We start from the raw sequence: 26,415 nt of genomic DNA, 5'->3' as shown, positions 1-26,415 counted from the left end.
TAAAAAACGATGAGGTTTGCATGACCGAAATGAGTGAAACCGAGTTGATGCTGCGTGGCTACGGGCTGACCACCGCGCAATTGTTCTACCGGATGCCAGACTACAAGAATGTGCTGAACACCTTTGTCTGGCAGGAATACGATTTGGCCCCGGATCATCCGAAACTGTTCGAGTTCATCGAGTTCTGGCAGGACACGATCGAAGGCCCGCTGCATTCGGTGCAATACACCCACCGCAAGCTGCTGTCCTCCGGCGAATGGCGACAGATCGTGGGCGAATTCACGGTCCATTGATGCAAGGGACCAAGGCCCTTCGAAGGGCCTTGGCGCATTTTTGAAAATGCGTTCAAGCCCGTTTCAACGGGCTTCTGCCTCACACCCCGTAAATCTCACCGAACTTCGCTTCGAGATAGGCCAGCAACGGCGCTTCAGTCGGCGCAAACCCACAGGCCCGCTCAATCACCTCGCGCGGCTCATACAGCCCGCCATGACGCTGAAGGTTGTCCCGCAGCCAGCCTGTCGCAGCAGCCATGTCACCGGCTGCCAACTGCGCATCCAGATCAGGCACCGCCATGCGCAACGCCTCGTGCAGGCAGCCCGCATAGACATTGCCCAGCGAATAGGTGGCGAAATAGCCGAACAGCCCCACCGACCAGTGCACATCCTGCAACACGCCGTTGGACGGTTTGTCGACCGCAAAGCCGAAATCTGCTTCAAAGCGCGTGTTCCACGCCTCTTCCAGATCGGCCACCGCCAAAGTACCTGCGATCAGCTGGCGCTCCAGATCAAACCGCAGCAGAACGTGCAGATTGTACTGCACCTCGTCGGACTCGGTGCGGATAAACCCCTGATTGACGCGGTTCACCGTGCCGTAGAAGGCGTCGGGATCACTGATGGCGAAATCGCCGAACGCATCGACCATTTGCCCGTGTAGCCAGCTGGTAAAGGCCCGTGAGCGGCCCAGCTGGTTCTCATAGATCCGCGACTGGCTCTCATGAACCCCCATCGACACACCGCGCCCCAAGGGCGTCAGCAGGTACGCTTGGTCGATATTCTGCTCATAGGCGGCGTGACCAACCTCGTGGATCGTCGAATAGATACAATTGAACGGATCGGTCGGATTGGTCCGCGTCGTGATCCGCACGTCATTGCCTGAGCCGGAACTGAACGGATGCACCGCCTTGTCCACACGCCCGCGGCTCATGTCATATCCAAAGGTCTTGGCGATCTGGCGCGACAGCTTCATCTGCGCGCTTTCGTCAAACGTGCCGCTGAGCGCTGCCGGGGCAGGCGCACCCAACACCTTGTCGCGCAGCTCTACCAGACGCGGCCGCAAAGCACCGAACATCGCGTCGAGATCCGCCGCCGTGGCACCCGGCTCGTAATCCTGCAACAGCGCGTCATAAGGATCGCCGCCATCCGCAAGTGCCGCACCTTCCTGTCGCCGCAGGTCCAACACGCGCTCCAGCGTCGGCGCAAAGGCCGCGAAATCGTCATTTGCCCGCGCCTCGGCCCAGATGCCCTGCGCCATCGACGTGGTGCGCGCCAGTTCCGCCGCCAGATCGCCGGGCACTTTTGACGCCCGGTCGAAATCGCGCTGGATGTGCCGCAGATGCGCCTTGGCCTCGTTATCGCTGCCTTTGGCCTTGGACAGCCAGTCACCCACACGCGGGTCCATGCGCCGTGCATGCAGCACCGCTTCCAGTGCGCCCATCTCCTCGGCCCGCTGTGCGGCAGCACCCCGTGGCATGGTGGTTTCCTGATCCCAACCAAGTCGCCCTGCGACTTGGCCCAGCGCCTCTGTCTCGCGCGTGAAGGCCATCAATTCGTCATAGGCCGTGGTCATGCCGTCGCTCCTCGAATGGATTGTTGTACCGGGTATTGCGCGGCGAACCGCGCCCGCAAGATCAACACCCACAGGATCACAGCACCCACCTGATGCGCAATCGCGATCTGCCACGGCGCCATGTAGAGCACGGTTACAACGCCCAGCGCCATTTGCACCCAGAGCATCGCAAAGACTGCATTGAACCGGAATCGCGTGTCTGCATTGGGCGATTTCCGCGCCTTGAGCCAGACAACGATGCCGAAGGCCAGCAGCAGATAGCCCGCCATTCGGTGCATGAACTGCACCAGCCCAGCGTTCTCGAAGAAGTTGCGCCAGATGGGCTCAATGTCGAAGGGGAAGGGCGGCAGGAACGCCCCCGCCATCAGCGGCCAGTCATTATAGGTGCGCCCGGCATCTATGCCCGCCACCAACGCGCCCAGCAGGATTTGCAGGAACGTAAAGTGCAACAACCCGGTGCCAAGCCCATAGAGCTTGCCCTCCCGCGACCGACGCGCCTGCATCAGATCGCGCTCTTCGCGGCCCAGCTCGAACGTGTACCACGCGATGAACCCAAGGATTACGAAGGCCAAGCCAAGATGCGTCGCCAATCGGTATGAGGCCACATCGAGCATGGTGCCAGTGAGGCCGGACGCCACCATCCACCAGCCGATTGCCCCTTGAATGCCACCCAGGACGCCAAGGAAGAACAACCGCCCGGTCCAGCCAGTTGGGATCTTGCGCGCGAGCAGGAACCCGAAAAAGCCCAGCGCCCAGACAAGCCCAATCACCCGGCCCAATTGCCTGTGGCCCCATTCCCACCAATAGATGAACTGGAACTCGGCAAGGCTCATGCCCTTGTTCTGCAACTGGTATTCCGGGATCGCGCGATAGAGGTCGAACTCGCGTTGCCAATCCTCGGCCGTCATTGGCGGCAAAGCCCCAGTCAGAGGCCGCCATTCGGTGATCGACAAGCCGCTATCGGTCAAGCGCGTCAGCCCACCCACGGCGATCATCACCATGACCAGCGCAAACAGGATCATCAGCCAGACCCGGATCGCGCCCCGCGCCCCGCGCTTGCCTGCGTCGATCATGCCCCCCTTGGGGGCGTCTTTGCGCGGTGTCTCTGCACCGACCTCTTCAAAGATGCTGCGTTTGGTGCTCATTCAGAGGGTCTCCTTCTTGGCCGAAAGACTAGGCTTGGGGCAGGGGCGCTTCAAGGCGCAGGCCTAGCCCTTCTCCTTCCAGCGCACCATTTGCCGCAGCACACCATGCAGCATCTGAACATCCGCGCGGGTGAGCGGCATCCGCGACCACATGTTCCGCAGGTTCAGCTTCATGCTGTCCGCCTTGGTTTCGGGGAAAAAGAACCCGGCACTGTCCAGCGTGCTCTCGTAATGCCCGGCCAGTTTGTCCATCTCGATGGCATTGGCCCAATCGGTGCCCGCCATTTCCGTGGCCTCGGATGCAATCTCAACCGATTGCCGCCGCCATTCATACCCCGTCAGCAACACACATTGCGCAAGGTTCAGAGACGGAAACTCCGGGTTTACCGGAACCGAGATGATCGCATTGGCCAGCGCGATATCATCATTCTCAAGCCCTGCGCGTTCCGGGCCGAACAGCACAGCCACCTTTTCGCCGGCGGCGATCTTCTCGCGCGCCACTTCCATTGCACGTTCCGGTGTCATCACCGGCTTTGTCATGTCGCGCTGCCGGGCTGTGGTTGCAAAGACGTATGAACAATCCGCCACCGCATCGACCGTGCGATCCACCAGCGCCGCATCATCCAATATCCGTCCCGCCCCCGAAGCCATCGCGACCGCTTTCTGGTTCGGCCAGCCGTCGCGTGGTGCCACCAATCGCATCCGGTCCAACCCGAAATTCAGCATCGCCCGGGCAGCGGCGCCGATATTCTCGCCCATTTGCGGGCGCACCAGAACAAAACTGGGCTGCGGCGTATCGCTCGGCATGGAAGACCTCTCCGAAAATCTCAGGTCGCGCCTGACTATTGTGCCATGCGTCAAAGGGCAAGCGGTGCAAGCCCTTGGCGCAGGGCGCGAAATCACGGTATAGGGTGTCGACCACCAAGGAAGGGGCCGAAGATGTCCGACGCAGAGCAGCCACAGATCTACCTGATCACACCACCCGAGATCGAACTCAGCCATTTCCCGACTGATCTGGCCCGCATTCTGGATGCCGAGGACATCGCCTGTATCCGCCTGTCTCTGGCCACCCGCGACGAAGACCTGATCCTGCGCGCCGCCGATGCCGTACGCGACGTGGCGCACCGGTACGATGTGGCTTTGGTGATCGACACCCATGTGGTTCTTGCCCAGCGCCTTGGTCTGGACGGCGTGCACCTGACTGACGGCGCGCGGTCTGTGCGCATGGCCCGCAAGGAACTGGGGTCAGATGCCATCGTCGGCGCGTATTGCGGCCAGTTGCGCCACGACGGGATGAGCGCGGGCGAGGCCGGGGCGGATTATGTCAGCTTTGGCCCTGTTGGTGACACCACTCTTGGCGACGGGTCGCGCGCCGAGGCGGAGTTGTTCCAGTGGTGGTCCGAAATGATCGAAATCCCCGTAGTTGCCGAAGGCGGGCTTGATTCCGACATCGTGCGAACACTCGCCCCGATCACCGATTTCTTCGGCATCGGTGAAGAGATCTGGCGCACGGACGATCCTGTTGCAGCTTTGAAAGAACTGACCACAGCGATGGCTGGCTGATCGGGTCAGGGGGCTGTCTGCCCCCTCGGCGCGTGCCGCGCCTCACCCCCGAAGGTATTTTCGGCCCAAAGAAGCTTCAGACGCACCGCTTCTGGTTTCTTTGGGCCCCAAATACCTCGGGGGAGTCGCCCTTGGGCGACGGGGGCAGAGCCCCCTTGTCTTCGTTGGTTATGGAATGATCCGCGTGTATTTCACGCCTTCCAGTGTCGCCCCAAGGCGCAGACCCGCCTGACCGAAGATCACTGCAATGACCGGGGCCAAAGACGTTGTGGTCTCGGCTGCAATGGTCTCACCGCCTTCGGGGATGGCATATTCGATATTGGCTCCGGCGGCCCAACCGGGCGAGCGGCGGAAATTCATCAGCGCGTCTTCGGTCATGAAGAACAGCACATGCGCATATTGCTGCGCGCCGATCTGCAGCCCGGCGCTGGCCTTGGTGGTCGAGTAGTAATCCACCGTGATGCCACCGACACGCAATGCGCCGCGTCCGAATGCACCACCAATGCCCAATCCCGCCTCGGTGACCAGCGGCATGACCAGCAGACCATTGGCATTTGCCGCAAGGTTCTGCGTGCCCGGAAAGCGGCGGTACATTTCGGCGATCGTCGCATCGACCCGCGCGTCGATCCGCGCACCGCCATTGCCGCCGACGGCGTTGTTACAGGCACCCAATAGGAATGTGCCGCCAAGGCCCAAGGCCAACTTGCGTCGTGTCAGGGATGTCATTGTCTCTGCTCTTTCTGTGCCGATGCCTCTGGAATCCGGCTGTTCCGCCGGTTGGACGCAAGTATAGCCGCAGAGACGCGTCCTGTCACTAAGGATAGATCACGATAAGCGGCGCACCGCTATCCGTTGAGGAGCCGTGCCGCCGCCGGTGCAAAATAGGTGAGAACACCATCGCAGCCTGCACGTTTGAACGCCATCAGGCTTTCCAGCATCACCCGGTCGTGATCCAGCCAGCCGCGTTCGGCAGCCCCTGCCAGCATCGCGTATTCGCCCGACACCTGATAGGCAAACGTCGGCACACCGAACATGTCCTTCGTGCGTCGGCAAATGTCCAGATATGGCATCCCGGGCTTGATCATCACCATGTCGGCACCTTCCGACAAGTCGCGCGCAATCAGGCGCATCGCCTCGTCCGAATTGCCGGGGTCCATCTGGTAGCCCTTCTTGTCGCCTTTGAACGCCCCCGAGGCACCCACCGCATCGCGGAACGGACCATAAAACGCGCTGGCATATTTCGCCGCATAGCTCAGGATCGCGACGTTCGAAAAGCCTTCGCTTTCCAATGCACCCCGCATCGCCGCGATGCGGCTGTCCATCATATCGGACGGCCCGATGATGTCGGATCCGGAGCGCGCCTGTGACAGCGTCTGTTTGACCAGCGCCTCGACGGTTTGGTCGTTCACGATGTAGCCGTGTTCGTCCATGTACCCATCATGGCCTGTGATGTTGTACGGGTCCAAAGCCACATCGGTCATCACCATCATGTCCGGCACCGCGTCCTTGATCGCGCGTGTGGCGCGGTTGGACAGATTCTCGGGATTCCACGCCTCGGCGCAATCCTCGGTTTTGAGCGCGGGGTTCGTGTACGGAAAGAGGCAAATCGCCGGGATGCCCAAAGCGTGGGCCTCACGCGCCGCCTCGACCACCTTGTCCACTGACCGCCGCACAACACCGGGCATCGACGCCACAGGCTCCTCGATCCCGTCACCATCGCGCACGAATACCGGCCAGATAAAATCGTCGGGCGTCAGGGTGTTCTCACGCACCATGGCGCGCAAACCTTCGGTGCGGCGCAGGCGACGCAAACGTGTGGCGGGAAAAGCGGGGGTGATCGGTTTCATTGGGGCAGTCCTTGTCTTTACCGTGATTGGGTGGCATGGAATGACCGCTGGAACAAGGCCTGCCACGCGTTAAGGCCGTTTGAACAAGGGATTACGCGCGCCTTGGATTGGTACTCAACCGTTTTCGAACTGATCGACATGCGGTCTTTTTCCAACCTCTGGTTCTGGATCGCGTTTGCTGTCGTGTGGTCCACGGCCAGCCATTGGGTGCTTGGCGTGCCGTTCGACATGGTCGGTCGCGCGCGGCGCAAAGGTGGGCAAACGGCCGAGGATCTGACGGATCTTCTGCGCATCTACACCTCGCGTCTTCTGTATATTGCCGACGAAGCCGGGCTTTGGGTGATCGCGTCGGGCGCGTTTTTCCTTACCGGGTTTGCCGTTTTGGGCTGGGTCTATTGGGTCGAGATCGCGCAAGCGCTTTTCCTTCTTGCCTTTCCGATGTCGCTGGTCAGCCTGCTGAGCGTCCACACCGCCCGTGCCCTGCACGAAAAGGACCATGACCTTGAAGCGGTATATAAACGCCTTGGGCGACATCGCTTGATGGTTCAGGGCATCGGGATGGTATCAATTTTCATCACCGCCATGTGGGGCATGTACATCAACCTCAGTGTCGGGGCTCTTGGCGGTTGACGCGGGGCGGGCGGCGCGCCACATGAGCGCGCTATGAAGACATCCCAACACATCACCATGGGCGGTGCGCCCGAAGGCTTTGACGCCCGTCTGGTTCTGGCCGAGGCCGAGAAACAGGGCGGAGCGGTTTGCCACATCGCCCGCGACGACCGACGTCTGGCGCAGATGCGCGACGCATTGCGGATCTTTGCGCCCGCGATGCCGGTCTTTGTCTTTCCCGGCTGGGATTGTCTGCCCTATGACCGGGTGTCGCCGAATCCCGACATTTCCGCCACGCGCATGGCGACGCTGGCGGCGCTGACGCACGCGATGCCATCGCAATACGTGTTGCTGACCACGATGAGTGCCGCCACCCAGCGCGTGCCCGCGCGGGACGTGCTGCGTGAAGCTGCATTCAGCGCCCGTGTCGGTGGGCGTGTCAACGAAGGGGCGCTGCGCAATTTCCTTGTCCGCATGGGGTTTTCCCAAGCGCCCACGGTGCTTGAACCCGGCGACTATGCCATTCGGGGCGGTATCATCGACATCTACCCGCCGGGGGATGGTGGGCCGGTGCGGCTGGATCTGTTCGGGGATGTGCTGGACGGTGCACGGCGGTTCGATCCGGCCACGCAGCGCACCACGGAAAAGCTTGAACTGGTCGAGTTGGCTCCGGTGTCCGAGGTCATTTTGGACGAAGCGGCGATCACCCGGTTCCGTCAGAACTACCGGATCGAGTTTGGCGCTGCTGGCAGCGATGACCCGCTCTATGAAGCGGTCAGCGCGGGCCGCAAACAAGCCGGGATGGAGCATTGGCTGCCGTTCTTCCACGCAAAGCTGGAAACGCTGTTCGATTATTTGCCCGGCGTGCCGGTCACGCAGGACGACCAGATCACACCCGCGCGGATCTCTCGCTGGGATGGGATCGTGGACCAGTACGAGACCCGCAAGGCGGCCTTGGCACAGAAGTCGCGCATGGACACGGTCTACAAGCCGGTGTCGCCCGAACAACTGTACCTTGACGATGCCGCATGGGTCGCAGCTTTGGGTGACCGTCGGGTGGTACAGTTCCATCCGCTCTCCCAAGCCTCGGGTCCGCAGGTCGTGGATGCAGGCGGGCGGATCGGGCGTAATTTCGCACCAGAGCGCCAGCAAGAAAGCATTAGCCTTTTCAGCGCGTTGGCGGATCATGTTCGCAAAAAGATGCAAGATGGCCCAGTTGTCATCGCGTCCTACTCTGACGGTGCACGCGAACGACTGACCGGCTTGATCGAAGACGAAGGCCTGTCGGAGACCATCGCGATCAACAACCTGACCCGCGTTGGCAAACGCGGCTTGCACCTGTTGGTATGGCCGCTGGAACAGGGCTTTGAGGCACCGTGGTCTGACTCAGGCAAGGATGCGCGGATCACTGTGGTGTCCGAACAAGACGTTCTGGGCGACCGCCTGATCCGGTCCCCCAAGAAGCGCCGCAAAGCCGAGAATTTCCTGACCGAGACCCAGTCGCTTTCGCCAGGCAATCTGGTGGTGCATGTGGATCACGGCATCGGGCGCTATCTGGGCATGGAGGTCATCACCGCAGCGGGTGCCGCGCATGAATGCCTGCTGCTGGAATATGCCGAAAGCTCAAAGCTTTACCTCCCGGTCGAAAACATCGAACTGCTGTCCCGCTACGGCCATGAAGAAGGCCTGCTTGACAAGCTGGGCGGTGGTGCGTGGCAGGCCAAGAAAGCCCGCCTGAAAGAGCGCATCCGCGAGATGGCGGATAAGTTGATCCGCGTGGCGGCGGAACGCGCCTTGCGCAAAGCGCCGATCATGGATCCGCCTCCAGGCGCGTGGGATGCATTCTCGGCGCGGTTCCCGTATCAGGAAACCGACGACCAGCTGCGCGCCATCGAAGACGTTATGGCGGACATGCATTCCGGCCAGCCGATGGATCGCCTCATCTGCGGCGATGTGGGCTTTGGCAAAACCGAAGTTGCAATGCGCGCGGCCTTTGTCGCCGCCATGTCCGGCGTTCAGGTTGCGGTGATCGCGCCAACCACCTTGCTGGCCCGTCAGCATTACAAGAGCTTTGCCGAACGTTTCCGGGGATTTCCTTTGGAAGTCAGACCCTTGTCGCGGTTTGTCTCGGCCAAGGATGCCGCTGCCACTAAAGACGGATTGGCCCGTGGCACCGTCGATATCGTTGTCGGCACCCATGCGCTTTTGGCCAAGGGCATCCAGTTCCAGAACCTTGGCCTATTGATCATCGACGAAGAACAGCACTTCGGCGTCGGACACAAAGAACGACTCAAGCAGTTGCGCTCGGACATCCACGTGCTGACGCTGACCGCCACTCCCATCCCGCGCACGCTGCAACTGTCGTTGTCCGGCGTGCGTGATCTGAGCATCATCGGCACGCCGCCCGTCGACCGTTTGGCGATCCGCACCTATGTCAGCGAATTTGACGCGGTGACCATCCGCGAAGGTCTGCTGCGCGAACATTATCGCGGCGGTCAAAGCTTTTTCGTGGTGCCGCGCATCAGCGACCTGCCTGAGATCGAAGACTTCCTGAAAACGCAGGTGCCCGAAGTGTCCTATGTCGTGGCCCATGGCCAAATGGCGGCGGGCGAATTGGACACCCGCATGAACGCGTTTTACGACGGCAAATACGATGTACTGTTGGCGACGACGATCGTGGAATCCGGCTTGGATATTCCCACCGCGAACACGATGGTCATCCACCGCGCGGACATGTTCGGGCTGTCGCAGCTTTATCAGATCCGGGGCAGGGTGGGCCGATCCAAGACCCGCGCTTATGCGTATCTGACGACCAAACCCCGTGCCAAGCTGACACCAGCCGCCGAGAAGCGGCTACGCGTGCTGGGATCGCTCGACACGCTGGGGGCCGGATTTACGCTGGCTTCCCAAGACCTCGACATTCGCGGCGCGGGCAACCTTTTGGGCGAAGAACAGTCCGGCCAGATGCGCGATGTGGGGTATGAACTCTACCAATCCATGCTGGAAGAGGCGATTGCCAAGATCAAATCCGGCGAATTGGAGGGGCTGTCCGAGACACATGACCAATGGGCACCGCAGATCAATCTTGGCGTATCGGTATTGATTCCTGAGGTCTATGTGCCTGATCTGGACGTGCGTCTGGGCCTGTATCGCCGCCTGTCCTCGCTCTCGACAAAGGTAGAGTTGGAAGGCTTTGCGGCCGAACTGATCGACCGCTTTGGGAAACTCCCGCGCGAAGTGAACACGCTACTGCTTGTGGTGCGTATCAAGGCGATGTGCAAATTGGCGGGGATTGCAAAACTCGACGGCGGGCCAAAGGGCGTGACGATCCAATTCCACAATGACAAATTCGCCTCACCCGAAGGTCTGGTGGATTTCATCAAGGATCAGAACGGCTTGGCCAAGGTGAAAGACAACAAGATCATCGTCCGCCGCGATTGGGCAAAGGACAGCGACAAGATCAAAGGGGCCTTTTCGATTGCGCAGGATCTCGCGAAGAAGGTGAAGGACGCAAAATCGGCCAAGGCATGAGGCTGTCCGTCATCGCATAGCAGCCAAGCGTCGACGCATCGCAGGCGGCGTCTTGGGGGATGCGGCTGGCACTTGTGTCGTTCCGCCGCCATCTTCTGCGACGGTCCAGCAGATGGCGGCTCACAGCCCGTCCAGCCGCAGGGCGCACCGTTCGACCAAAACTTCGCGGGCCCCGGCCTTAGAACTTGGGCATCCCTTTACGCAGGCCGGGCAGGCGGAGGGTGTTATGCACCCGCACCTCGTGATCTTCAGAGACCGAGACCACCCGCAGGTAGGGCGCCCCGGCAGAGGGATCGTCAACATGGTCGGCGGACAGGCCCGCCACAACTGCGCCATGGTCGGGCTTTTTTGCATAGGCCTCCATCAGCGCATGGCGATAACGGCACTGGTACCTGTTGCAGATATCGGCGCGCAGGTTCCGTTCCAGCGTGCAGCCGAACGCACCATGATAGACGCAGCTGCCGGAGGTCGATGTTTCGGGGATGTGTGACAGGTACAGATCGCGGATTTCGTCCCGCGTCAGGTCAGGCCGGGACCATCGTACATAGTCGATCGTCGCCACCTCGAGAAAGGCCATACTTGACTCACCGTTCAGACAACATTCGCCTTGGCAGGCAATGCAGCTGGCATTGACGACAACAGGCTCGGGCTGTTCCTCTTTTCTGCGGGTGACGTAATCGTGGTCATGCTCGGGTTGTGCGGGGGCGCGGGTGATCCCGTCTGCCTGCGCGTAACTTTCCTCGAGCGTCATATCGAGATGGGCGACAAAAGCGGCGCGCCGGTCGTCGGGCAGAGGCACCAGAGGCCGGTCGAAACGGGGCGCGATGCCATGGGCGATCCGGCCCAGATCCGGCTGCCCCACCGCTGCAGCCGCAGCCTTGAGTACAGGGCGCGCCCGTCGGCGGCTGAGCTCGTGATAGGCCGCATCACGTGCCAACGCCCGCCGCCCAATATCAGCCGCCGCCTCGATCTGGTGGCGCGTCACGCAAGAGGGTCGATGGCACAGCGCCTCGGCGGGATTGTCCTTGGGCGCAAGCGGCTGCGCGCAGTGGCGGCAGGTGCCTTTGACATGCGGTTTGGGAAAAATAGGCCGGGGTGGGGCGACCATGGCGGGTCTCCGGAAATCAGCTTTGACAATAAGGTTTGCGGCACCGGGCCGCCATGAATGCAAGTGTCAGAATGGCAGAAAAAACCACGCAGGCCAAATGCTCTGTTGTCGGCGAAGTACTCTGTTGTCGGAGAGTGGAGCGGGTAGCGGGAATCGAACCCGCAACGTAAGCTTGGGAAGCTCGCGTGATACCTTTTCACCATACCCGCGCTCTGCGGGCTGGGATACGACGCGCTCTGATCGGCGTCAAGATCGCGCGGCACCTTGGGGCGGCGAAGGGAACGATCCCCCCGATCACGCGTTGCCTGACCAACGAAACCGATAATCACATTCGAGGTCAGCATGTCAAAGATGGAAACCATCAATCCCGCCACTGAAACCCCCATTGCCACATATGAGGTCATGGATCCGTCCGCCGCGATGGCCAAGGTCGAGGCGTGTCATGCAGCCTTTCTGGGCTGGCGCTCTCTGTCCCACCGTGACCGCGCGCCGTACCTGACCAAGATCGCCAAAGCGCTGCGCAACCACGCTGATGAACTGGCGACGCTGATGACCCGCGAGGTGGGCAAGCTTTACCGTGACGGCAAGACAGAGGTGGAGCTCTGTGCGCAGATCTTCGAATACACCGCTGAACACGGCCCCGCCGAACTCGCCGATGAAACCCGCACCCATGGCGGGGGCGAAAAGTCTGGGATCGTCACGTTCAGCCCCATCGGTGTGATCTATAGCGTCCAGCCGTGGAACTTCCCGCTCTACCAGCCGGTGCGCGTGCTGGCGGCGAACCTGATGGCGGGCAATGGTGTGGTGCTGAAACACGCGTCGATCTGCACGGGCAGTGGCCTCAAACTGCGCGAGATCTGTATCGAGGCAGGACTGCCCGAAGACCTGTTCCAAGTGGTGATCATCGACCACGACACCTCGGACGACCTGATCGCCCACGACCTTGTGCGCGGCGTGACAATGACCGGCAGCGATGGCGCGGGTCGTCACATTGGCGCACTGGCGAGCAAGCATCTCAAGAAGACGGTTCTCGAACTGGGGTCGAACGACGCCTACCTTGTACTGGAAAAGGCCGACCTCGAACTGGCGGTCAAAACCAGTGTCATGGGACGGCTGTTCAACAACGGGGAGACCTGTGTCTCGGCCAAGCGCTTTGTGGTGACCGACGCGGTGTATGACGCCTTTGTTGATGCCTTTGTCGATCAGATGAAGGCGATCAAGCTGGGCGATCCGATGGACGAGGAAACCCAGCTTGGACCCCTGTCCAGTCAGGAGCAGTTTGACACCGTGGCCGAGCAGGTGACCAAAAGCGTCACCAAGGGTGCGAAACTGCTCTGCGGTGGTGATCCGAAAGACGACACCGGGCACTATTATCCGGCCACCGTGCTGGCGGATGTCACACCGGGAATGCCCGCCTATGATGACGAAATCTTCGGCCCCGTGGCCGCCGTCATCCGCGCCAAGGATGACGAGGACGCGATGCGCATCGCCAATGACAGCCGTTACGGGCTGGGCGGTGGTATCTTCTGTCAGGACGAAGAGCACGCGATGAAACTCGCCCGCGACCACTTTGACACCGGCATGGTGCGGATCAACAGCTTTGGTGCGGCGGACCCGAACATGCCGTTCGGCGGTGTGAAGGACTCAGGCTACGGCCGCGAACATGGCGGGTTCGGGATGAAGGAGTTCGTGAACATCAAGGCGATCTTCCGTCCCTGAACCGACCCCTCCCATCTGAAAGGAAAGACCATGAATATTCTCGTCGCCGGGGCCACCGGCAAAACAGGCCTGCGCCTAACCCAAACCCTCTTGGCCAATGGCCACCACCCGATTGCGCTGGTGCGCGATAGCTCGGACACCTCGGATCTGCCCAATGGAACCGAGACGCGCCACGGCGATCTGACCGACCTGCAACCGGGCGTATGTGAAGGCTGCGACGTGGTGGTCTTTGCCGCCGGGTCGGGCAGCAGCACCGGGCCAGAGATGACCGATAAGGTTGACCGTGATGGGGCCAAGCGGCTGGTCGATCTGGCCAAGGACGCGGGCGTTTCGCGATTTGTCATGCTCAGCACCGTGGGGGCGGGCGACCCGGACCCCGACAGCAAGCTGGGGCATTACCTGATGGCCAAACACGAGGCGGACGAACACCTCAAGGCGTCGGGGCTGGACTTTGCCATCCTGCGGCCCGTGGCTCTGACGGATGAGGACGGCACGCGCGACATCGTCTTTGGCGATGCCGTGGACGTAAAGGGCGAGGCCGCCCGGGGCGACGTGGCCTATGTGCTGGCGCAAGCGGTGGATGACCCGGACTGGCGCGGCAAGACGCTGCTGATGGCGTCGGCTTAAACCATCCTGTAAGGTGCGTGCTTGGCACGCACCTTTTTCGTTGGGCAGGTGCGTGACATCACGCACCCTACGCCATGTTACCACATTGGATCAAAGAGCAAGCGTCCGACCGGGTGGGCGCGGAACGCGCCCGCCATGGGGCGGGCGGACGCGTCGCCGCCGCTGCGCGACGGCGGGAAAAAACTTTTCAGGGCGCACGAATCTAAGCTTGGCAAAGACAGAAGAATTTGCTTAAATTCAACCTAATGTTGTGCGAAATTATTGTCTGGTACTGGAAATTTTTCATGAATGGTGAAATCGCTCTAGCCGCAGATCGCAGTATCTCAGGCCAAAACGAACTTCTGACAACTCTTTCAATCGCAGTAATTGGTGGAGTGTTAGCCATTCTTGTTCAAATACACTTACAAGTCTCTGACAATGTGCGCACAATTAAGCTTCGTTTTAGATTTCTGATGTGGTTATCGATATTTCTAGCAATGGTAACTATCGCGCTTAGTTATATTGTATCTGGAATGCTTGTCGAAATGTCACCGCAAATATTCTCAACAGATTATGACATTACACGCCCATTCTCATCACAAAATTTTGGAGTTGCACCAATGAAAACCTTGCAAAAAATTTCTACGGTACAATTCTTTTCCTTCCTACTGTCAATAGTATTAGGAGCACTTTTTATCATGCTAAACGTTGGTCGGGTCAACAAAGATTTCCAAACCTCCGAAAAAAGTGGTGACTAATGAAACGACGCGAATTTATCACATTGGGCCTTTTTAGCTTAGCGTTTAGTCAAGGTTCAATCTATCTAAGTCGTGCAAGCGCACAAGCCTTACCAAGTTTTGAGACAATTCTAAAAGGTCTTCAGGTATCATTTGATGATTTTCAAAAGCTAAGTTCTTTAAGTAGGGCTTTGATAAATTTGAGATATATATATCAAGGCCCAAACAGATATGAGAATGCTGAGTGGCGGGTTCAAGCTTTGCGAGCATGGGATTTAGCGTTTGCACCTCCTGTTAGGGTCAGCTATTTTGAATTCGTTCAGCAGTCAATTGCAAACCTTGAGCCTTTTCCAAGTAGCGACTTTGGACAGTCCTTTGTTTTTGAGATCTTGGAAAGATACGAAGCAAATCAGGCGGAGTTTGCTAATTGGTGTTCAGATATTGGCATTTCACCAGAGAGTGATTTCTTCAACGATCTCATAGCATCACAAGCACTCTTCGCGATGCAGTATGCTAGCAGGAATCAAGAACTCGTAATCTCAGAAGGAGGGGCTTCTTTTTTCGACTCTGTGACGTGGATATGGCCATTCTGCGGAGAGCCTTAGTACTCAGCGAATGAGGTCCGACGCAAAGCCGTAACTTCGCCCTTCACCCCCGCTTCCTTCTCCTGACCCGACCGCCATCACTCCCGTCCCCCTGCGTGTTGAACCCGACGACGGGCAGCGTCACCACCTTGCCCAGTTCCGGGAACGGGTCGGTGGCGTGGGGGATGGCGTTGGCGGCGACGAAATGTTCCTGAAAGCGCGGCTCGATGGCGGTTTCGACCTTGGTGATCTGGCGCACGGTGCGTTCGATCTCGGCCCGTGCCGCCAGATTGCAGAGCGCGATGCGCGCGCCCGTGCCAGCGGCGTTGCCTGCGCTTGAGACCTTGTCGAGCGGCACGTCCGGGATCATCCCCAGCACCATCGCGTGTTTGGCGCTGATATGCGCACCGAACGCGCCTGCCAGCACCACGCGGTCCACCACGTCCACACCCATCTCGTCCATCAACAACCGCGCGCCCGCGTAGAGCGCGGATTTGGCCAGCTGGATCGCGCGGATGTCGCCTTGGGTGACGGTGATGCGCGGGCCACCCTCGGCTGTGGCGTCATGGATCAGGTAGGCGTTGGTGCGGCCTTCGGCAAAGCAGCGGTCGGTGCCTGTCTGCGCCGCCGATCCGATCAGGCCCGAGGGGTCAAGCAGCCCCGCGATGCGCAACTCGGCCACCGCCTCGATGATGCCAGAGCCGCAGATACCGGTGATCCCGGAGGCGGCGGTTTCGTCCCAAAAACCGTCCTCGTCTGACCACTTGTCACAGCCGATGACGCGGAAGCGCGGTTCGCGGGTTTCGGGGTCGATGCGGATCGCCTCGATCGCACCGGGGGCAGCGCGCTGGCCGGAAGAGATCTGTGCGCCCTCGAAGGCAGGTCCGGTGGGCGACGAACAGGCCAGCACGCGGGTGGTGTTGCCCAAGAGGATCTCCGCATTGGTGCCCACATCGACGATCAGCACGAGGTCGTCGGACTTGCCCGGCTGTTCCGACAGCGCCACAGCGGCGGCATCGGCCCCCACATGGCCTGCTATGCAGGGCAGGAGGTAGATCTGCGCTGAGGCGGGCAGGGTGGTCAGGTCCAGATCGCGGGCGGTCAGGTTGAGGTGGTTCGACGTGGCGAGCGCAAAGGGGGCTTGGCCGAGTTCAACGGGGTCGATGCCCAGCAGGAGGTGATGCATCACCGGGTTGCAGACGAACACGGTTTCCAGAATGAGGGAGGGGTCGATTTCGGCCTCTTTGGCGATCTCCTCGGCCAGCGTGTTGATCGCGTCGCGCACGGCTCGGGTCATCTCGGCATCGCCGCCGGGGTTCATCATGGCATAGCTGACGCGGCTCATCAAGTCTTCGCCAAAGCGGATCTGTGGGTTCATGATGCCCGAGGACGCCACCACTTCGCCTGTGTCGAGATTGGTCAGGTGGGCTGCAACAGTGGTGGAGCCAAGGTCGATGGCAAGGCCGTAGAGGCCTTTTTCATGCAGCCCCGGCCACGCGGCGATGATGCTGGGTGTGGCGGTTGCACCGGTTTTGTGCAGTGCGACGGTGATCGCCCATTTGCCTTTGCGCAGGGTGGTTTGCAGCTGCGTGAGGACCGGGAATTCGCAGGTGATCTTGTCAATCTCCCACTGGTCCTTGAGCGCCCGGGCGACGCGTTCCAGATCACCTGTGGGCGTGTGCATGTCGGGCTCGTCCACCTCGATGTAGTAAAGCCGGGTGGCCGGATCCATTTCGATCACCCGCGCACTGGCGGCCTTGCGTACGACCTGACGGTGGACCTGGGATTCGGGCGGTACGTCGATCACGATATCGCCCTGCACCTTCGCCTGACAGCCCAGACGGCGTCCCTGCTTCAACCCGCGCTTTTCGTCGTACCGCGCCTCGACCGCGTTCCAATCGGACAGCGCGCCGTCGCGTGCGGTGACGCCGTGTTTGGAGAACTCACCATAGCCGGGCGTGATCTGGCATTTCGAACAGATGCCCCGCCCGCCGCAGACGCTGTCGAGGTCCACACCCAATTGCCGCGCAGCAGTCAGCACCGGGGTGCCGACGGGAAACCGGCCGCGTTTGCCGGACGGGGTGAAGACGACGAGCGGGTCTTGTTGGGACATGGGAATCTCTCTGGCCTTGGTTGTTCCGGACCATAGCGTTCCGCGCGCGGGGAAAAAGGTGAATTGCGTCATAATCTTTATGCAGAGCGTCATCGTTGCTGCCGTTGACCAGTCGCCATGTCAGGCGCATGGTGACACACGCCCGAGCAAAGGACACACCATGCGCAACCTCTTTCGCCTGATCACTCACGGTGCGGCGTTTGCCGCCGGTTTGGCGCTTGGCATCTATATCCTGCCAATCCTGACCGCGGCCCCTGCACCAGACGCCGCAATGCTGGAGGAAAAAGCATCACGGGCGCTTTATTCGGTGGAGCTGACACGCGAGTTGCGCGGCAGTGATTTCCTGCATTGGGGGGAAGGCATGATCAGCGTCACAGCCGACGAGATCGTGCACGAGGGCAAGCTGGCACCGGGGCCGGATTACAAGCTGTACCTGACCAAGGAGTTTGTCGATCACGAAGACGCATTCGAGCCGATCAAGACGGATGCGGTGCTGATCGGTGACGTCAAATCCTTCTCGGGCTTCCTGCTAGAGGTGCCGGAGGGCGTCGACCTGGCCGAATACAATACCGTGGTGGTGTGGTGCGAAGCGTTCGGCGAGTTCATCACAGCAGGACAATACAAATAACAGGCACGACGGCCCCGCCACGCACATGCGGGCAGGGGTCGTGGCAATCGATTTTCATGTGGAAGCGGCGCCGCCCCTTAGGCCTGACCGTCTCTCATGCTGGCAAAGCCGTGGCTTTGGACCTGTACCTCCAGATCGGAGGCCTGTTGTGACCGGTCTCTCATGGTCGTCCCCATAATGGGGCGTTTGAGAGCGATGTCAGTTCACGTGTCGCGGCATGGGAGTGACCCTTCCCGCTCAAAAGCTTTTGTGAGGCGAAAGGTGCAACACAGGCGTTAAGGATGTGGAAAGCTGGCGTCCGTTGCGGAGAAAGCCTTTCGAAAGGCCGTGATCCAAGCCCATTCTTAGGGGCTTAGCCCTTGTCCTCCAGCCAACGCAGGATTTCACCCCGGTCACCGTCGAGATCGGGCGCGGCGGCGCGCACGGTCGGATCACCCAGCCCGCTCATTTTGATCGGGTTCCCCGCCGCTTTGAACGCCGGCCGACCGTTTCGGTCCAGCACATCCACCACCATATTGCGCGCCAGAATCTGCGGGTCGCGCATTGCCTGAGCCACGTTCTGGATCGGACCGCTGGGGATGCCTGCGGCGCCCAGTTTGGCGATCCAATGCGCGCGGGTCTTGTCGAGCGTCACCGCCTCGATCAACCGTTTGAGCAGGCGCGCGTTTTCCACCCGTGCCGGGTTGGTGGCAAAGCGGGCATCATCAGCAAGCGGAAGGTTCAGCGCGACACACAGCTTTTCGAACAAGACATCATTGCCGGCAGCAATCACAAAAAGTCCGTCCGAGGCATGGAAGGTCTCAAACGGGGCAATCGACGGATGCCGCGCCCCGGTGGGGCCCGGCGGTGTCCCCGTCACCGAGGTGATGGCAATAGCGTGTTCGAGAATCGCCAGTTGCGAATCCAGCATCGCCACATCGACCTTACGCCCCTGTCCTGTCCGTTCCCGGTCCACGAGGGCCGCCAGCACGCCCTGGCACAGGAACATGCCCGCGACGATATCCCCAACAGAGGCCCCCACGCGCACCGGCTCGCGGTCCTTCTCGCCGGTGATCGACATCACGCCGCCGCGCGCCTGTACCACCATGTCATAGGCGGGGCGCTTGGCCTCGGGTCCGGTGTGGCCGAACCCCGAGACCGCACCGTAAATCAGGCCGGGGTATTGTGCGTGCAGGTCGTCCCAACCATAGCCCAATCGCTCCATCACGCCGGGGCGGTAGTTTTCAAGGATCACATCGGCCCGCGCCAAAAGACGCTCGAAAATCGCCCGATCGCCATCGGCCTTGAGGTCAAGCGCGATGGATTTCTTGCCGTGGTTGATGGTGGCGAAATAGGCAGACTTGCCCTTGGTGAAGGGCGGGAAGGTGCGGGTGTCATCGCCGATCACCGGGCGTTCCACCTTGATCACATGCGCCCCCAAGTCACACAGCGTCATCGAACAGAACGGCCCCGCCAGCACGTGGGTGAGGTCAAGTATGGTGATACCTGCAAGCGGTTTGGTCATGGGTGTCCCTGTCGAGTCGTGGTTTCGGTCAAGTGAACGCAGCCCAGCACATAAGTGCAACAAGGCGGTGTCGGGTCGGCGAAAACCCGACTGCTGTGCTCATCCGTCGCGCTGCGCGCGGGCGTGGAAAATGAAGCCCAGCAGGTTCATCAGCACCTGCGCCGCGAGGATCGAGGTAGACCCTGTCGCATCGTAATCGGGCGCCACTTCAACAAGGTCGATGCCGACGATCTCGTGTCGGTTTGCCACTTGTTGCAGCAGTTCCAGCACGTCGTAATACAGAAACCCGCCATGGCTGGGGGTGCCTGTTCCGGGCGCGATGGACGGGCAGAACGCGTCGATGTCGATCGTGATGTAAACCGGCGCGCCTTGGGGCAGGCGGTTTGCCACACCGTCCGGGCCAAGCGCTCGGGCCTGCCGCACCGACAGGATGTCCGACACGCAGGCGCGGGCAGCCTCATAGCCTTCGCGCGCGGTCGAGCTTACATTGCGGATACCGACCTGTGTCATGCCACTGACCCATGCTTTCTCAGAAGCACGACGCATCGGATTGCCGTGGCCATTGCGCACCCCGTGACGTTCATCGACGAAATCAAGATGCGCGTCGATTTGCAGAATATGGAACGGCTTTGCCCCTTCGAACGCATCGACACAGGGGATGTTGATCGAATGATCGCCGCCGATCACCACAGGCAAGGCACCTGCCGCCCGGATAGCCTCGACGCCCTTGCGGATATTGGCATGGCTTTGGACCGTGTCGGTGTGAACGATATCGGCATCGCCCAGATCGACGATGCGCGTATCGGCCAGGTAGGTCACGTCGTCTTCGTGGTCATACGCCCCGGCATGACCAAAGCTGAACAGCGTAGAGGCCTCGCGCACGCCACGTGGTCCGAACCGTGCGCCTGCTCGCCATTGTGTGCCTGCATCGAACGGTGCGCCCAGGATCGCCACATCGGCGTCGATGGTGGACCAGTCTGCAACATAAGGGTTGCGGCCAAAGGTGCAGATGCCGGTGAAAGGCAGGTTCAGGCGGCCTGCTTCGTATCCGTGGGACATGGATGATGCTCCTGTTGATCTGGCGCCAGACTGCGGCAGCGCTTTGCTGCGGTAAAGGGCGGATTGGGGCTTTCAACCACCGGCAACCCATGCGATAGGGACGTGCCTAACGATGCTGTCCGTGGAAAGGGATTCCGATGGAGATTCGCGAGGCTCTCACCTTTGATGATGTTCTGCTGGTGCCGGGGGCGTCAGAAGTTCTTCCGTCGACCGCCGACACCCGCACATGGGTGACGAAAACCATCGCTTTGAACATCCCTTTGCTCAGTTCTGCCATGGACACGGTCACCGAAGGTCGCATGGCGATCACAATGGCGCAGGCGGGTGGCATGGGGGTGATCCACAAGAACCTCAGCGTTGAACAGCAGGCCCGCGAAGTGCGACGCGTCAAGCGGTTCGAATCTGGTACTGTCTACAGCCCGGTCACATTGCGGCCCAACCAGACGCTGGCAGACGCCAAGGCGTTGATTGAACGCTATAACTTCACCGGCTTTCCCGTGGTGGACGAGCAGGGCCGCGTGGTTGGCATCGTGACCAATCGTGACATGCGCTTTGCCACATCCGACGACACGCCGGTCAGCGTGATGATGACCTCGAGCAATCTGGCGATCCTGCGCGAACCCGCCGACCGCGAAGAGGCGATCAGCCTGATGAAATCGCGCCGCATTGAAAAGCTGTTGGTCGTGGATGGCAGCGACAAGCTGACAGGCCTTCTCACGCTCAAGGACACGCAACAGGCTGTGCTGAACCCGACCGCCTGCAAAGACGATCTGGGCCGCCTGCGGGTCGCTGCTGCCACATCGGTCGGTGATGCCGGTTTCGAGCGTACACAGGAACTCATTGCGGCAGGTGTAGACATCGTGGTCATCGACACCGCGCATGGTCATTCTCGCGGCGTGATCGAAGCGGTGACCCGCGCCAAGACCCTGTCGAACGAGGTGCAGGTGATCGCGGGCAACGTCGCTACGGCAGAGGCCACCCGCGCGCTGATCGATGCAGGGGCCGATGCGGTCAAGGTCGGCATCGGTCCGGGGTCGATTTGCACCACGCGCATGGTCGCGGGTGTGGGCGTGCCGCAGCTGACTGCCATCATGGATTGCGCGAAAGAAGCAGGCGACACTCCGGTGATCGCAGACGGTGGTATCAAGTTCTCGGGTGATTTCGCCAAAGCGATTGCCGCGGGCGCGTCCTGCGCGATGGTCGGCAGCATGATTGCGGGCACCGACGAATCCCCCGGTGAGGTGATCCTGTACCAAGGCCGTAGCTTCAAAGCCTATCGCGGCATGGGGTCGATCGGAGCGATGGCGCGGGGATCTGCGGACCGCTATTTCCAGAAGGACGCGGCCAGCGACAAGCTGGTGCCGGAAGGCATCGAGGGGCAGGTGCCCTACAAAGGCTCGGCGGGCACCGTGCTGCACCAGTTGGTTGGCGGCCTGCGCGCGGCCATGGGCTATACCGGGTGCGCGACCATCGAAGAAATGCGGAGCAACTGCCAGTTCGTCAAGATCACCGGCGCGGGCCTCAAGGAAAGCCACGTGCACGACGTGCAGATCACCCGCGAGTCGCCGAATTATCGCCTTGGCTGATCACGTGAGCCTGCCCGCATGACACCTGCCGCACGATGGGCCGCTGCCGCCACCGTTCTGGACCAGATCGAAGCGGGAGAACCGGCGGAAAAGGCGCTGACCACATGGGCGCGCAAGTCGCGTTTTGCCGGGTCCAAGGACCGCGCAGCGATCCGGGATCACGTTTATGACATCCTGCGCTGCTGGCGTAGCACCGCAGCCCTTGGTGGGGGCGAGACTGGGCGCGCGCGCGTGCTTGGTCGATTGCGTCAGACAGGCGATGACCCGGAAACGGTGTTCACCGGCGAAGGCTATGCGCTAGCCGCTTGCACCGACGCAGAGCGACAGGCAGGGCAAAATCCCGTTGGGGCCGAAGCTGTCGATCTTCCCGATTGGCTTTATGCAATATTTCTCAATGATTTGTCAGGTGATACTGATGTAACGGCAGAAGCCTTGAGGCATCGTGCCTCGGTGTTTCTTCGGGTCAACCTGCTCAAGGCCAGTTTGGCCAGAGCACAGGACGCATTGCGCAATGATGGCATAGAGACCACGCCGCATCCTCTGTGCGCCACAGCGCTGGAGGTTACCGACGGTGCACGGCGTATCGCCCAAAGCACGGCCTACCGTACAGGGCTTGTCGAATTGCAGGACGTGTCGAGCCAAGCTGTGATCGAAACCTTGCCTGTTTTCAAAGGGATGCGGTGTCTTGATTATTGCGCCGGCGGTGGTGGCAAGACACTTGCGCTTGCGGCGCGTATTGATGGCCCCGTTGATGCACATGACGCCGACCCGCGCCGCATGACGGACCTGCCCGAACGTGCGGAAAGGGCGGACGCCCGTGTGATGCGCACCGACAAACCCAAAGGCCCCTACGATCTTGTACTGTGTGATGTGCCCTGTTCCGGCAGCGGATCATGGCGCAGAGCCCCGGAGGGCAAATGGCGGCTGACCCCGGACAGCCTTGCTGGCCTGCACCAGACACAGGCTCATATCCTCGATACGGTCACCGGGCTTGTCGCGCCGAACGGCAGTCTGGCCTATGTGACCTGCTCGGTTCTCAAATCGGAAAACGAGGATCAGATCGACAGCTTTCTGACCCGCCATCCCGATTGGACATGTGTGCAGCAGACGCGGTTTGGGCTTCAGTCAGGTGGTGACGGCTTCTTCTCTGCCATCTTGACGAGATTATGAGTCTAAGATACAACTTATACGCGCATCCTTGTTAAGCGTCGCTTAAGTGTCATGCGGTCTAATGGCAGGGAACCAGTGTTCCGGGGACCCTGCTGTGACCGTCATCGACCCAAGCCCAACCGTTTCCCGCTATGGTGTATCGGCACCCACGTGGATGCTTATCTGCGCCTGCGTTTCCGCAGGTTTGGCCATAACAGCACCGGCCAATGGCGTACGCAGCCTGCTGGTGTTTGCCTCAATTGCCTTCGGCTGCGCGTTCTTATGGCTTGTAACGCTGCGCAACCTTAGTCTCTGGCGGCAGAAAAGATCATTGAATCACATAGCCTTGCTTGTCGAACATGATGTCGTGCCCTGCGTCATGACCGATCTGCAGGGTCTTGTGCTGCAAACCAACCGGGCGGGCGTCAAGAAATTGCGGGCGCAGACTGGCCAGATGCTCCGCGCTTTGATCGAGATGCAGATCGTCGATGCCGCGGGCTTGATTCACCGGGTGCAGACTGCGGCTTTGCGACAGGGAACCGCGTCAGAAACAGTTGTGCTTCCGGATCGGCGGTTTGACGTGTCGGCGCATCAGGTGGGTCCAACGGCGCTTTTGTGGCGGCTGGACGTTGCCCGCACCGCCGACAGTGATGCCGCCGGGCCGGCAACGGTCTACCCGACGCTGACCATCGGACGTGGGGGGACAGTGCTCTGGATGAACGCGGCTGCGCGGGAACTTGCGGGCGGTAGGGTCCGGTCGTTGGAAGATCTGATCACCGATCCACCGCTTCGACCAGGGCAGACCCACCGTGTCGGCACCGATGGTACGGCACAGGACTTTGTCATCAATGTCCACCCAGCAGGGGCCGGGCGGGAAGAGGTGGTTTTTGTTCCCAAGCCAACACCAGTGCCGTCCCTTCCCGAGGATATGGGTTTCGAAACACTGCCCGTTCCATTGCTCAAGGTCTCGCCACAGGGTGATGTCACGAACGCAAACCGCTGTGCACGGGATTTGCTGCATGCCGATGCCGAACGCGACCGAAGCCTTTCGGACCTGATGGAAGGGTTGGGCCGGTCGATCCCGGATTGGCTGGCCGATGCGGCGGCGGGCAAGGGGCTTGGGCGATCCGAATTCCTCCGCCTGACCCGCCCCGAGCGTGAGATTTTCGTTCAGGTGACCCTGACTCGCGTGGTGGAGGACGGCAAGGTTTTGCTGGTCGCGGTTCTGAACGATGCGACCGAGCTCAAAAGCCTTGAGGCGCAGTTCGTGCAAAGCCAGAAAATGCAGGCCATCGGTCAGCTTGCAGGTGGGGTGGCGCATGATTTCAACAATCTTCTGACAGCGATATCAGGCCATTGCGACCTGTTGCTGCTGCGGCATGACCCCGGGGATCCGGAATATGGTGATCTCGTCCAGATCCACCAGAACGCCAACCGCGCAGCAGCGCTCGTGGGGCAATTGTTGGCCTTTTCCCGCAAGCAGACCCTGCGCCCGGAACGACTTGAACTGCGCGACATCCTGTCGGACCTGACACATCTGTTGAACCGGCTCGTGGGCGAAAAGATCGCGCTTGATCTGCGTCAGCATCCGGCGCTGCCGCCCATTCGCGCCGACAAGCGGCAATTGGAACAGGTGATCATGAACCTTGTCGTCAACGCACGCGACGCAATGTCCAAGGGCGGCACAATTCTAATCGAGACCGATCATCGCATTCTGAATACGCCCTTGAACCAAGGCCGGGCACATGTGCCGGCGGGCGCATATGTCGTGGTGCGGGTGCAGGACGATGGCTCCGGGATCGCGGCGGACAAGCTCGAAAAGGTGTTCGAGCCGTTCTACACAACCAAGCGCACGGGCGAAGGCACCGGATTGGGGCTTTCGACAGTGTACGGCATCGTCAAACAGACGGGTGGCTTCATCTTTGTCGACAGCACGCCGGGCCGCGGTAGCGTCTTTACGCTCATGTTCCCGGTTTGTGATGACCCTGTGGTCGAACCCATCATCGCACCGGAACCGCCACGCCCGATTCCGGTGCGTCATGGCGACGGCGTTGTCCTTTTGGTCGAGGACGAAGCGCCGGTTCGGGCCTTTGCCTCGCGCGCGTTGGCCCATCGTGGGTTTCGCGTGATCGAGGCCAGCACCGCTGAAGACGCGCTGGAATTGTTGAAGGACGCCGAACTGAAAGTGGATGTGTTCGTCACAGACGTTGTGATGCCGGGCCTCGACGGGCCAAGCTGGGTGCGCAAAGCCCGGCAAATGCGCCCCGAGGTGCCGGTGGTGTTCATGTCCGGTTATGCCGAAGACGTGTTCAAGTCACAGGGCGCGCGGATCGAAGCCTCGGCCTTTCTGGCCAAGCCGTTTTCACTCACTGAATTGACCACAATCGTAAACCAGCAACTCGCCATACAGAGCGCGATAGAAAGGCAGACACCGGTGCAGTAGAGCCTTCTATCAGGTTTTGCGCAGCGGGATCGAATCCCACAATGCAAACTCCGCAGCCCGCGCACGGCGCACCTCTGCCGCCACCGAGGCAGAAATGTCGAGTGGCAGCTTCGGAGAGACATTGGCGGCTGGAATGTCAGGCAAAGGCCCCAAGCGCTCAGTCAGGAAGGCCCGCAAACCAGCTTGATCTTCATAGCGGAAAAAATGGCGTACCGCAGTGCCATTGGGCCGCGCTTCGACGAATTTCGCCTGATTGCCGACATTTGCAAAAGCCGGTGGTGTTTCGGCGCAGCAGGCGGTCAGAAAAGCGTTAAAGCTCTGCCCCTTGGTCGAGGCCGGACGTCCATCAAGCGCCGGGCGCTGTCGATACCGATACCAACTGCCCAGCCAACTGAGCGGCTCGCGGATCACCGCAACAAGTTCCATGTCCTCGGCGCCCATCTTCTCGAACATCGGGCGGAAGAATCGGTTGTAGCGATAGACCGGCGCGTGCTTCAGATCAGGTGGATCGGTGACGACCATCGACGCGCGCGGCCCCAGTGCCTGTGTATAGGCATGAGTGCCCGTCTTGGGCACCGAGAGCAGCACAAGCCGTTCGTTCCAAAACACCATCATATGCGCTGCTCCGTTCCCTTTTGA

The 26,415-nt window shown here is 60.7% G+C and carries 22 protein-coding genes and 1 tRNA gene; 12 read left to right on the top strand and 11 right to left on the bottom strand.

The features are described from left to right. The first annotated feature begins 20 nt into the window (after nt 1–20). Nucleotides 21–293: an usg protein gene (locus ACK3EW_RS09100; protein ID WP_416882109.1), complete on the top strand. Its 273-nt coding sequence runs from the start codon at nt 21–23 to the stop codon at nt 291–293. Between the two features lie 79 nt (nt 294–372). Here ACK3EW_RS09100 and ACK3EW_RS09095 read toward each other — a convergent pair whose 3' ends face one another. The 3 genes from ACK3EW_RS09095 to ACK3EW_RS09085 all read right to left on the bottom strand — a co-directional run bounded on the left by ACK3EW_RS09095 (nt 373) and on the right by ACK3EW_RS09085 (nt 3,797). Further along, nucleotides 373–1,845: a carboxypeptidase M32 gene (locus ACK3EW_RS09095; RefSeq protein ID WP_493809310.1), complete on the bottom strand. Its 1,473-nt coding sequence runs from the start codon at nt 1,843–1,845 to the stop codon at nt 373–375. Beyond that, nucleotides 1,842–2,990 (bottom strand): heme A synthase, encoded by a 1,149-nt coding sequence (ctaA, locus tag ACK3EW_RS09090; RefSeq protein WP_493809309.1) that lies wholly within the window; start codon nt 2,988–2,990, stop codon nt 1,842–1,844. Before ctaA ends, ACK3EW_RS09095 begins: the two co-directional genes overlap by 4 nt. A gap of 63 nt (nt 2,991–3,053) precedes the next feature. Further along, nucleotides 3,054–3,797 carry an RNA methyltransferase gene (locus tag ACK3EW_RS09085; protein WP_493809308.1) on the bottom strand — a complete coding sequence of 248 codons (744 nt, stop codon included), beginning with the start codon at nt 3,795–3,797 and terminating at the stop codon, nt 3,054–3,056. Between the two features lie 132 nt (nt 3,798–3,929). Between ACK3EW_RS09085 and ACK3EW_RS09080 the strand changes: the two genes are divergently transcribed. After that, on the top strand, nt 3,930–4,553 hold the full coding sequence (locus tag ACK3EW_RS09080) for a thiamine phosphate synthase (protein WP_493809307.1): 624 nt from the start codon (nt 3,930–3,932) through the stop codon (nt 4,551–4,553). Nucleotides 4,554–4,721: 168 nt separating this feature from the next. On the opposite strand, the gene ACK3EW_RS09075 is transcribed toward ACK3EW_RS09080, so the two are convergent. Together ACK3EW_RS09075 and hemB are read right to left on the bottom strand one after the other, a co-directional pair. Then, a complete protein-coding gene (locus tag ACK3EW_RS09075) occupies nt 4,722–5,279 on the bottom strand; it encodes a lipid-binding SYLF domain-containing protein (protein WP_085630715.1) in 558 nt (185 codons plus the stop codon). Nucleotides 5,280–5,398: 119 nt separating this feature from the next. Continuing rightward, nucleotides 5,399–6,400 (bottom strand): porphobilinogen synthase, encoded by a 1,002-nt coding sequence (gene hemB / locus ACK3EW_RS09070; protein ID WP_493809306.1) that lies wholly within the window; start codon nt 6,398–6,400, stop codon nt 5,399–5,401. Nucleotides 6,401–6,502: 102 nt separating this feature from the next. Between hemB and ACK3EW_RS09065 the strand changes: the two genes are divergently transcribed. Together ACK3EW_RS09065 and mfd are read left to right on the top strand one after the other, a co-directional pair. Next, complete coding sequence (locus ACK3EW_RS09065) at nt 6,503–7,030, top strand: component of SufBCD complex (RefSeq protein ID WP_493809305.1); 528 nt, start codon at nt 6,503–6,505, stop codon at nt 7,028–7,030. Nucleotides 7,031–7,063: 33 nt separating this feature from the next. Next, on the top strand, nt 7,064–10,540 hold the full coding sequence (gene mfd / locus ACK3EW_RS09060; RefSeq protein ID WP_493809304.1) for a transcription-repair coupling factor: 3,477 nt from the start codon (nt 7,064–7,066) through the stop codon (nt 10,538–10,540). 178 nt (nt 10,541–10,718) lie between these two features. Here the strand turns inward: mfd and ACK3EW_RS09055 are convergent, their stop codons facing one another. Together ACK3EW_RS09055 and ACK3EW_RS09050 are read right to left on the bottom strand one after the other, a co-directional pair. Beyond that, nucleotides 10,719–11,648 carry a hypothetical protein gene (locus ACK3EW_RS09055; RefSeq protein ID WP_493809303.1) on the bottom strand — a complete coding sequence of 310 codons (930 nt, stop codon included), beginning with the start codon at nt 11,646–11,648 and terminating at the stop codon, nt 10,719–10,721. Nucleotides 11,649–11,783: 135 nt separating this feature from the next. Next, nucleotides 11,784–11,857 (bottom strand) — tRNA-Gly (locus tag ACK3EW_RS09050). Nucleotides 11,858–11,990: 133 nt separating this feature from the next. Between ACK3EW_RS09050 and ACK3EW_RS09045 the strand changes: the two genes are divergently transcribed. From ACK3EW_RS09045 to ACK3EW_RS09030, 4 genes are all read left to right on the top strand, one after another. Continuing rightward, nucleotides 11,991–13,367, top strand: coding sequence for an NAD-dependent succinate-semialdehyde dehydrogenase (locus ACK3EW_RS09045; protein ID WP_493809302.1), 1,377 nt, complete (start codon nt 11,991–11,993; stop codon nt 13,365–13,367). 30 nt (nt 13,368–13,397) lie between these two features. Further along, on the top strand, nt 13,398–13,994 hold the full coding sequence (locus ACK3EW_RS09040) for an SDR family oxidoreductase (RefSeq protein WP_493809301.1): 597 nt from the start codon (nt 13,398–13,400) through the stop codon (nt 13,992–13,994). Between the two features lie 284 nt (nt 13,995–14,278). Beyond that, nucleotides 14,279–14,731, top strand: coding sequence for a hypothetical protein (locus ACK3EW_RS09035; protein WP_493809300.1), 453 nt, complete (start codon nt 14,279–14,281; stop codon nt 14,729–14,731). After that, complete coding sequence (locus ACK3EW_RS09030) at nt 14,731–15,315, top strand: hypothetical protein (protein ID WP_493809299.1); 585 nt, start codon at nt 14,731–14,733, stop codon at nt 15,313–15,315. Before ACK3EW_RS09035 ends, ACK3EW_RS09030 begins: the two co-directional genes overlap by 1 nt. A gap of 43 nt (nt 15,316–15,358) precedes the next feature. Here ACK3EW_RS09030 and ACK3EW_RS09025 read toward each other — a convergent pair whose 3' ends face one another. Then, nucleotides 15,359–17,407 carry an ASKHA domain-containing protein gene (locus ACK3EW_RS09025; RefSeq protein ID WP_493809298.1) on the bottom strand — a complete coding sequence of 683 codons (2,049 nt, stop codon included), beginning with the start codon at nt 17,405–17,407 and terminating at the stop codon, nt 15,359–15,361. A gap of 160 nt (nt 17,408–17,567) precedes the next feature. On the opposite strand from ACK3EW_RS09025, the gene ACK3EW_RS09020 reads away from it, so the two are divergent. Further along, on the top strand, nt 17,568–18,035 hold the full coding sequence (locus ACK3EW_RS09020; RefSeq protein ID WP_493809297.1) for a DM13 domain-containing protein: 468 nt from the start codon (nt 17,568–17,570) through the stop codon (nt 18,033–18,035). Nucleotides 18,036–18,387: 352 nt separating this feature from the next. Here the strand turns inward: ACK3EW_RS09020 and ACK3EW_RS09015 are convergent, their stop codons facing one another. Continuing rightward, nucleotides 18,388–19,539 carry a CaiB/BaiF CoA transferase family protein gene (locus ACK3EW_RS09015; protein WP_493809296.1) on the bottom strand — a complete coding sequence of 384 codons (1,152 nt, stop codon included), beginning with the start codon at nt 19,537–19,539 and terminating at the stop codon, nt 18,388–18,390. A 99-nt stretch (nt 19,540–19,638) separates the two neighbouring features. Continuing rightward, a complete protein-coding gene (locus ACK3EW_RS09010) occupies nt 19,639–20,598 on the bottom strand; it encodes an agmatinase (protein WP_493809295.1) in 960 nt (319 codons plus the stop codon). Between the two features lie 137 nt (nt 20,599–20,735). Between ACK3EW_RS09010 and guaB the strand changes: the two genes are divergently transcribed. The 3 genes from guaB to ACK3EW_RS08995 all read left to right on the top strand — a co-directional run bounded on the left by guaB (nt 20,736) and on the right by ACK3EW_RS08995 (nt 25,776). Then, entirely contained in the window at nt 20,736–22,184 is a 1,449-nt protein-coding gene (gene guaB / locus ACK3EW_RS09005) for an IMP dehydrogenase (RefSeq protein ID WP_493809294.1), read from the top strand. A gap of 18 nt (nt 22,185–22,202) precedes the next feature. Next, nucleotides 22,203–23,354: an RsmB/NOP family class I SAM-dependent RNA methyltransferase gene (locus ACK3EW_RS09000; protein WP_493809293.1), complete on the top strand. Its 1,152-nt coding sequence runs from the start codon at nt 22,203–22,205 to the stop codon at nt 23,352–23,354. A gap of 358 nt (nt 23,355–23,712) precedes the next feature. Continuing rightward, nucleotides 23,713–25,776, top strand: a complete 2,064-nt coding sequence (locus tag ACK3EW_RS08995) for a hybrid sensor histidine kinase/response regulator (RefSeq protein WP_493809292.1) — start codon at nt 23,713–23,715, stop codon at nt 25,774–25,776. 9 nt (nt 25,777–25,785) lie between these two features. On the opposite strand, the gene ACK3EW_RS08990 is transcribed toward ACK3EW_RS08995, so the two are convergent. After that, nucleotides 25,786–26,391 (bottom strand): gamma-glutamyl kinase, encoded by a 606-nt coding sequence (locus ACK3EW_RS08990; protein ID WP_493809291.1) that lies wholly within the window; start codon nt 26,389–26,391, stop codon nt 25,786–25,788. Nucleotides 26,392–26,415 lie beyond the last annotated feature (24 nt).

Source organism: Marivita sp. NO-S04 (assembly GCF_059070475.1).
The sequence above is the reverse complement of the archived record's forward strand: the minus strand, read 5'-3'. Positions and strand labels throughout refer to the sequence as shown.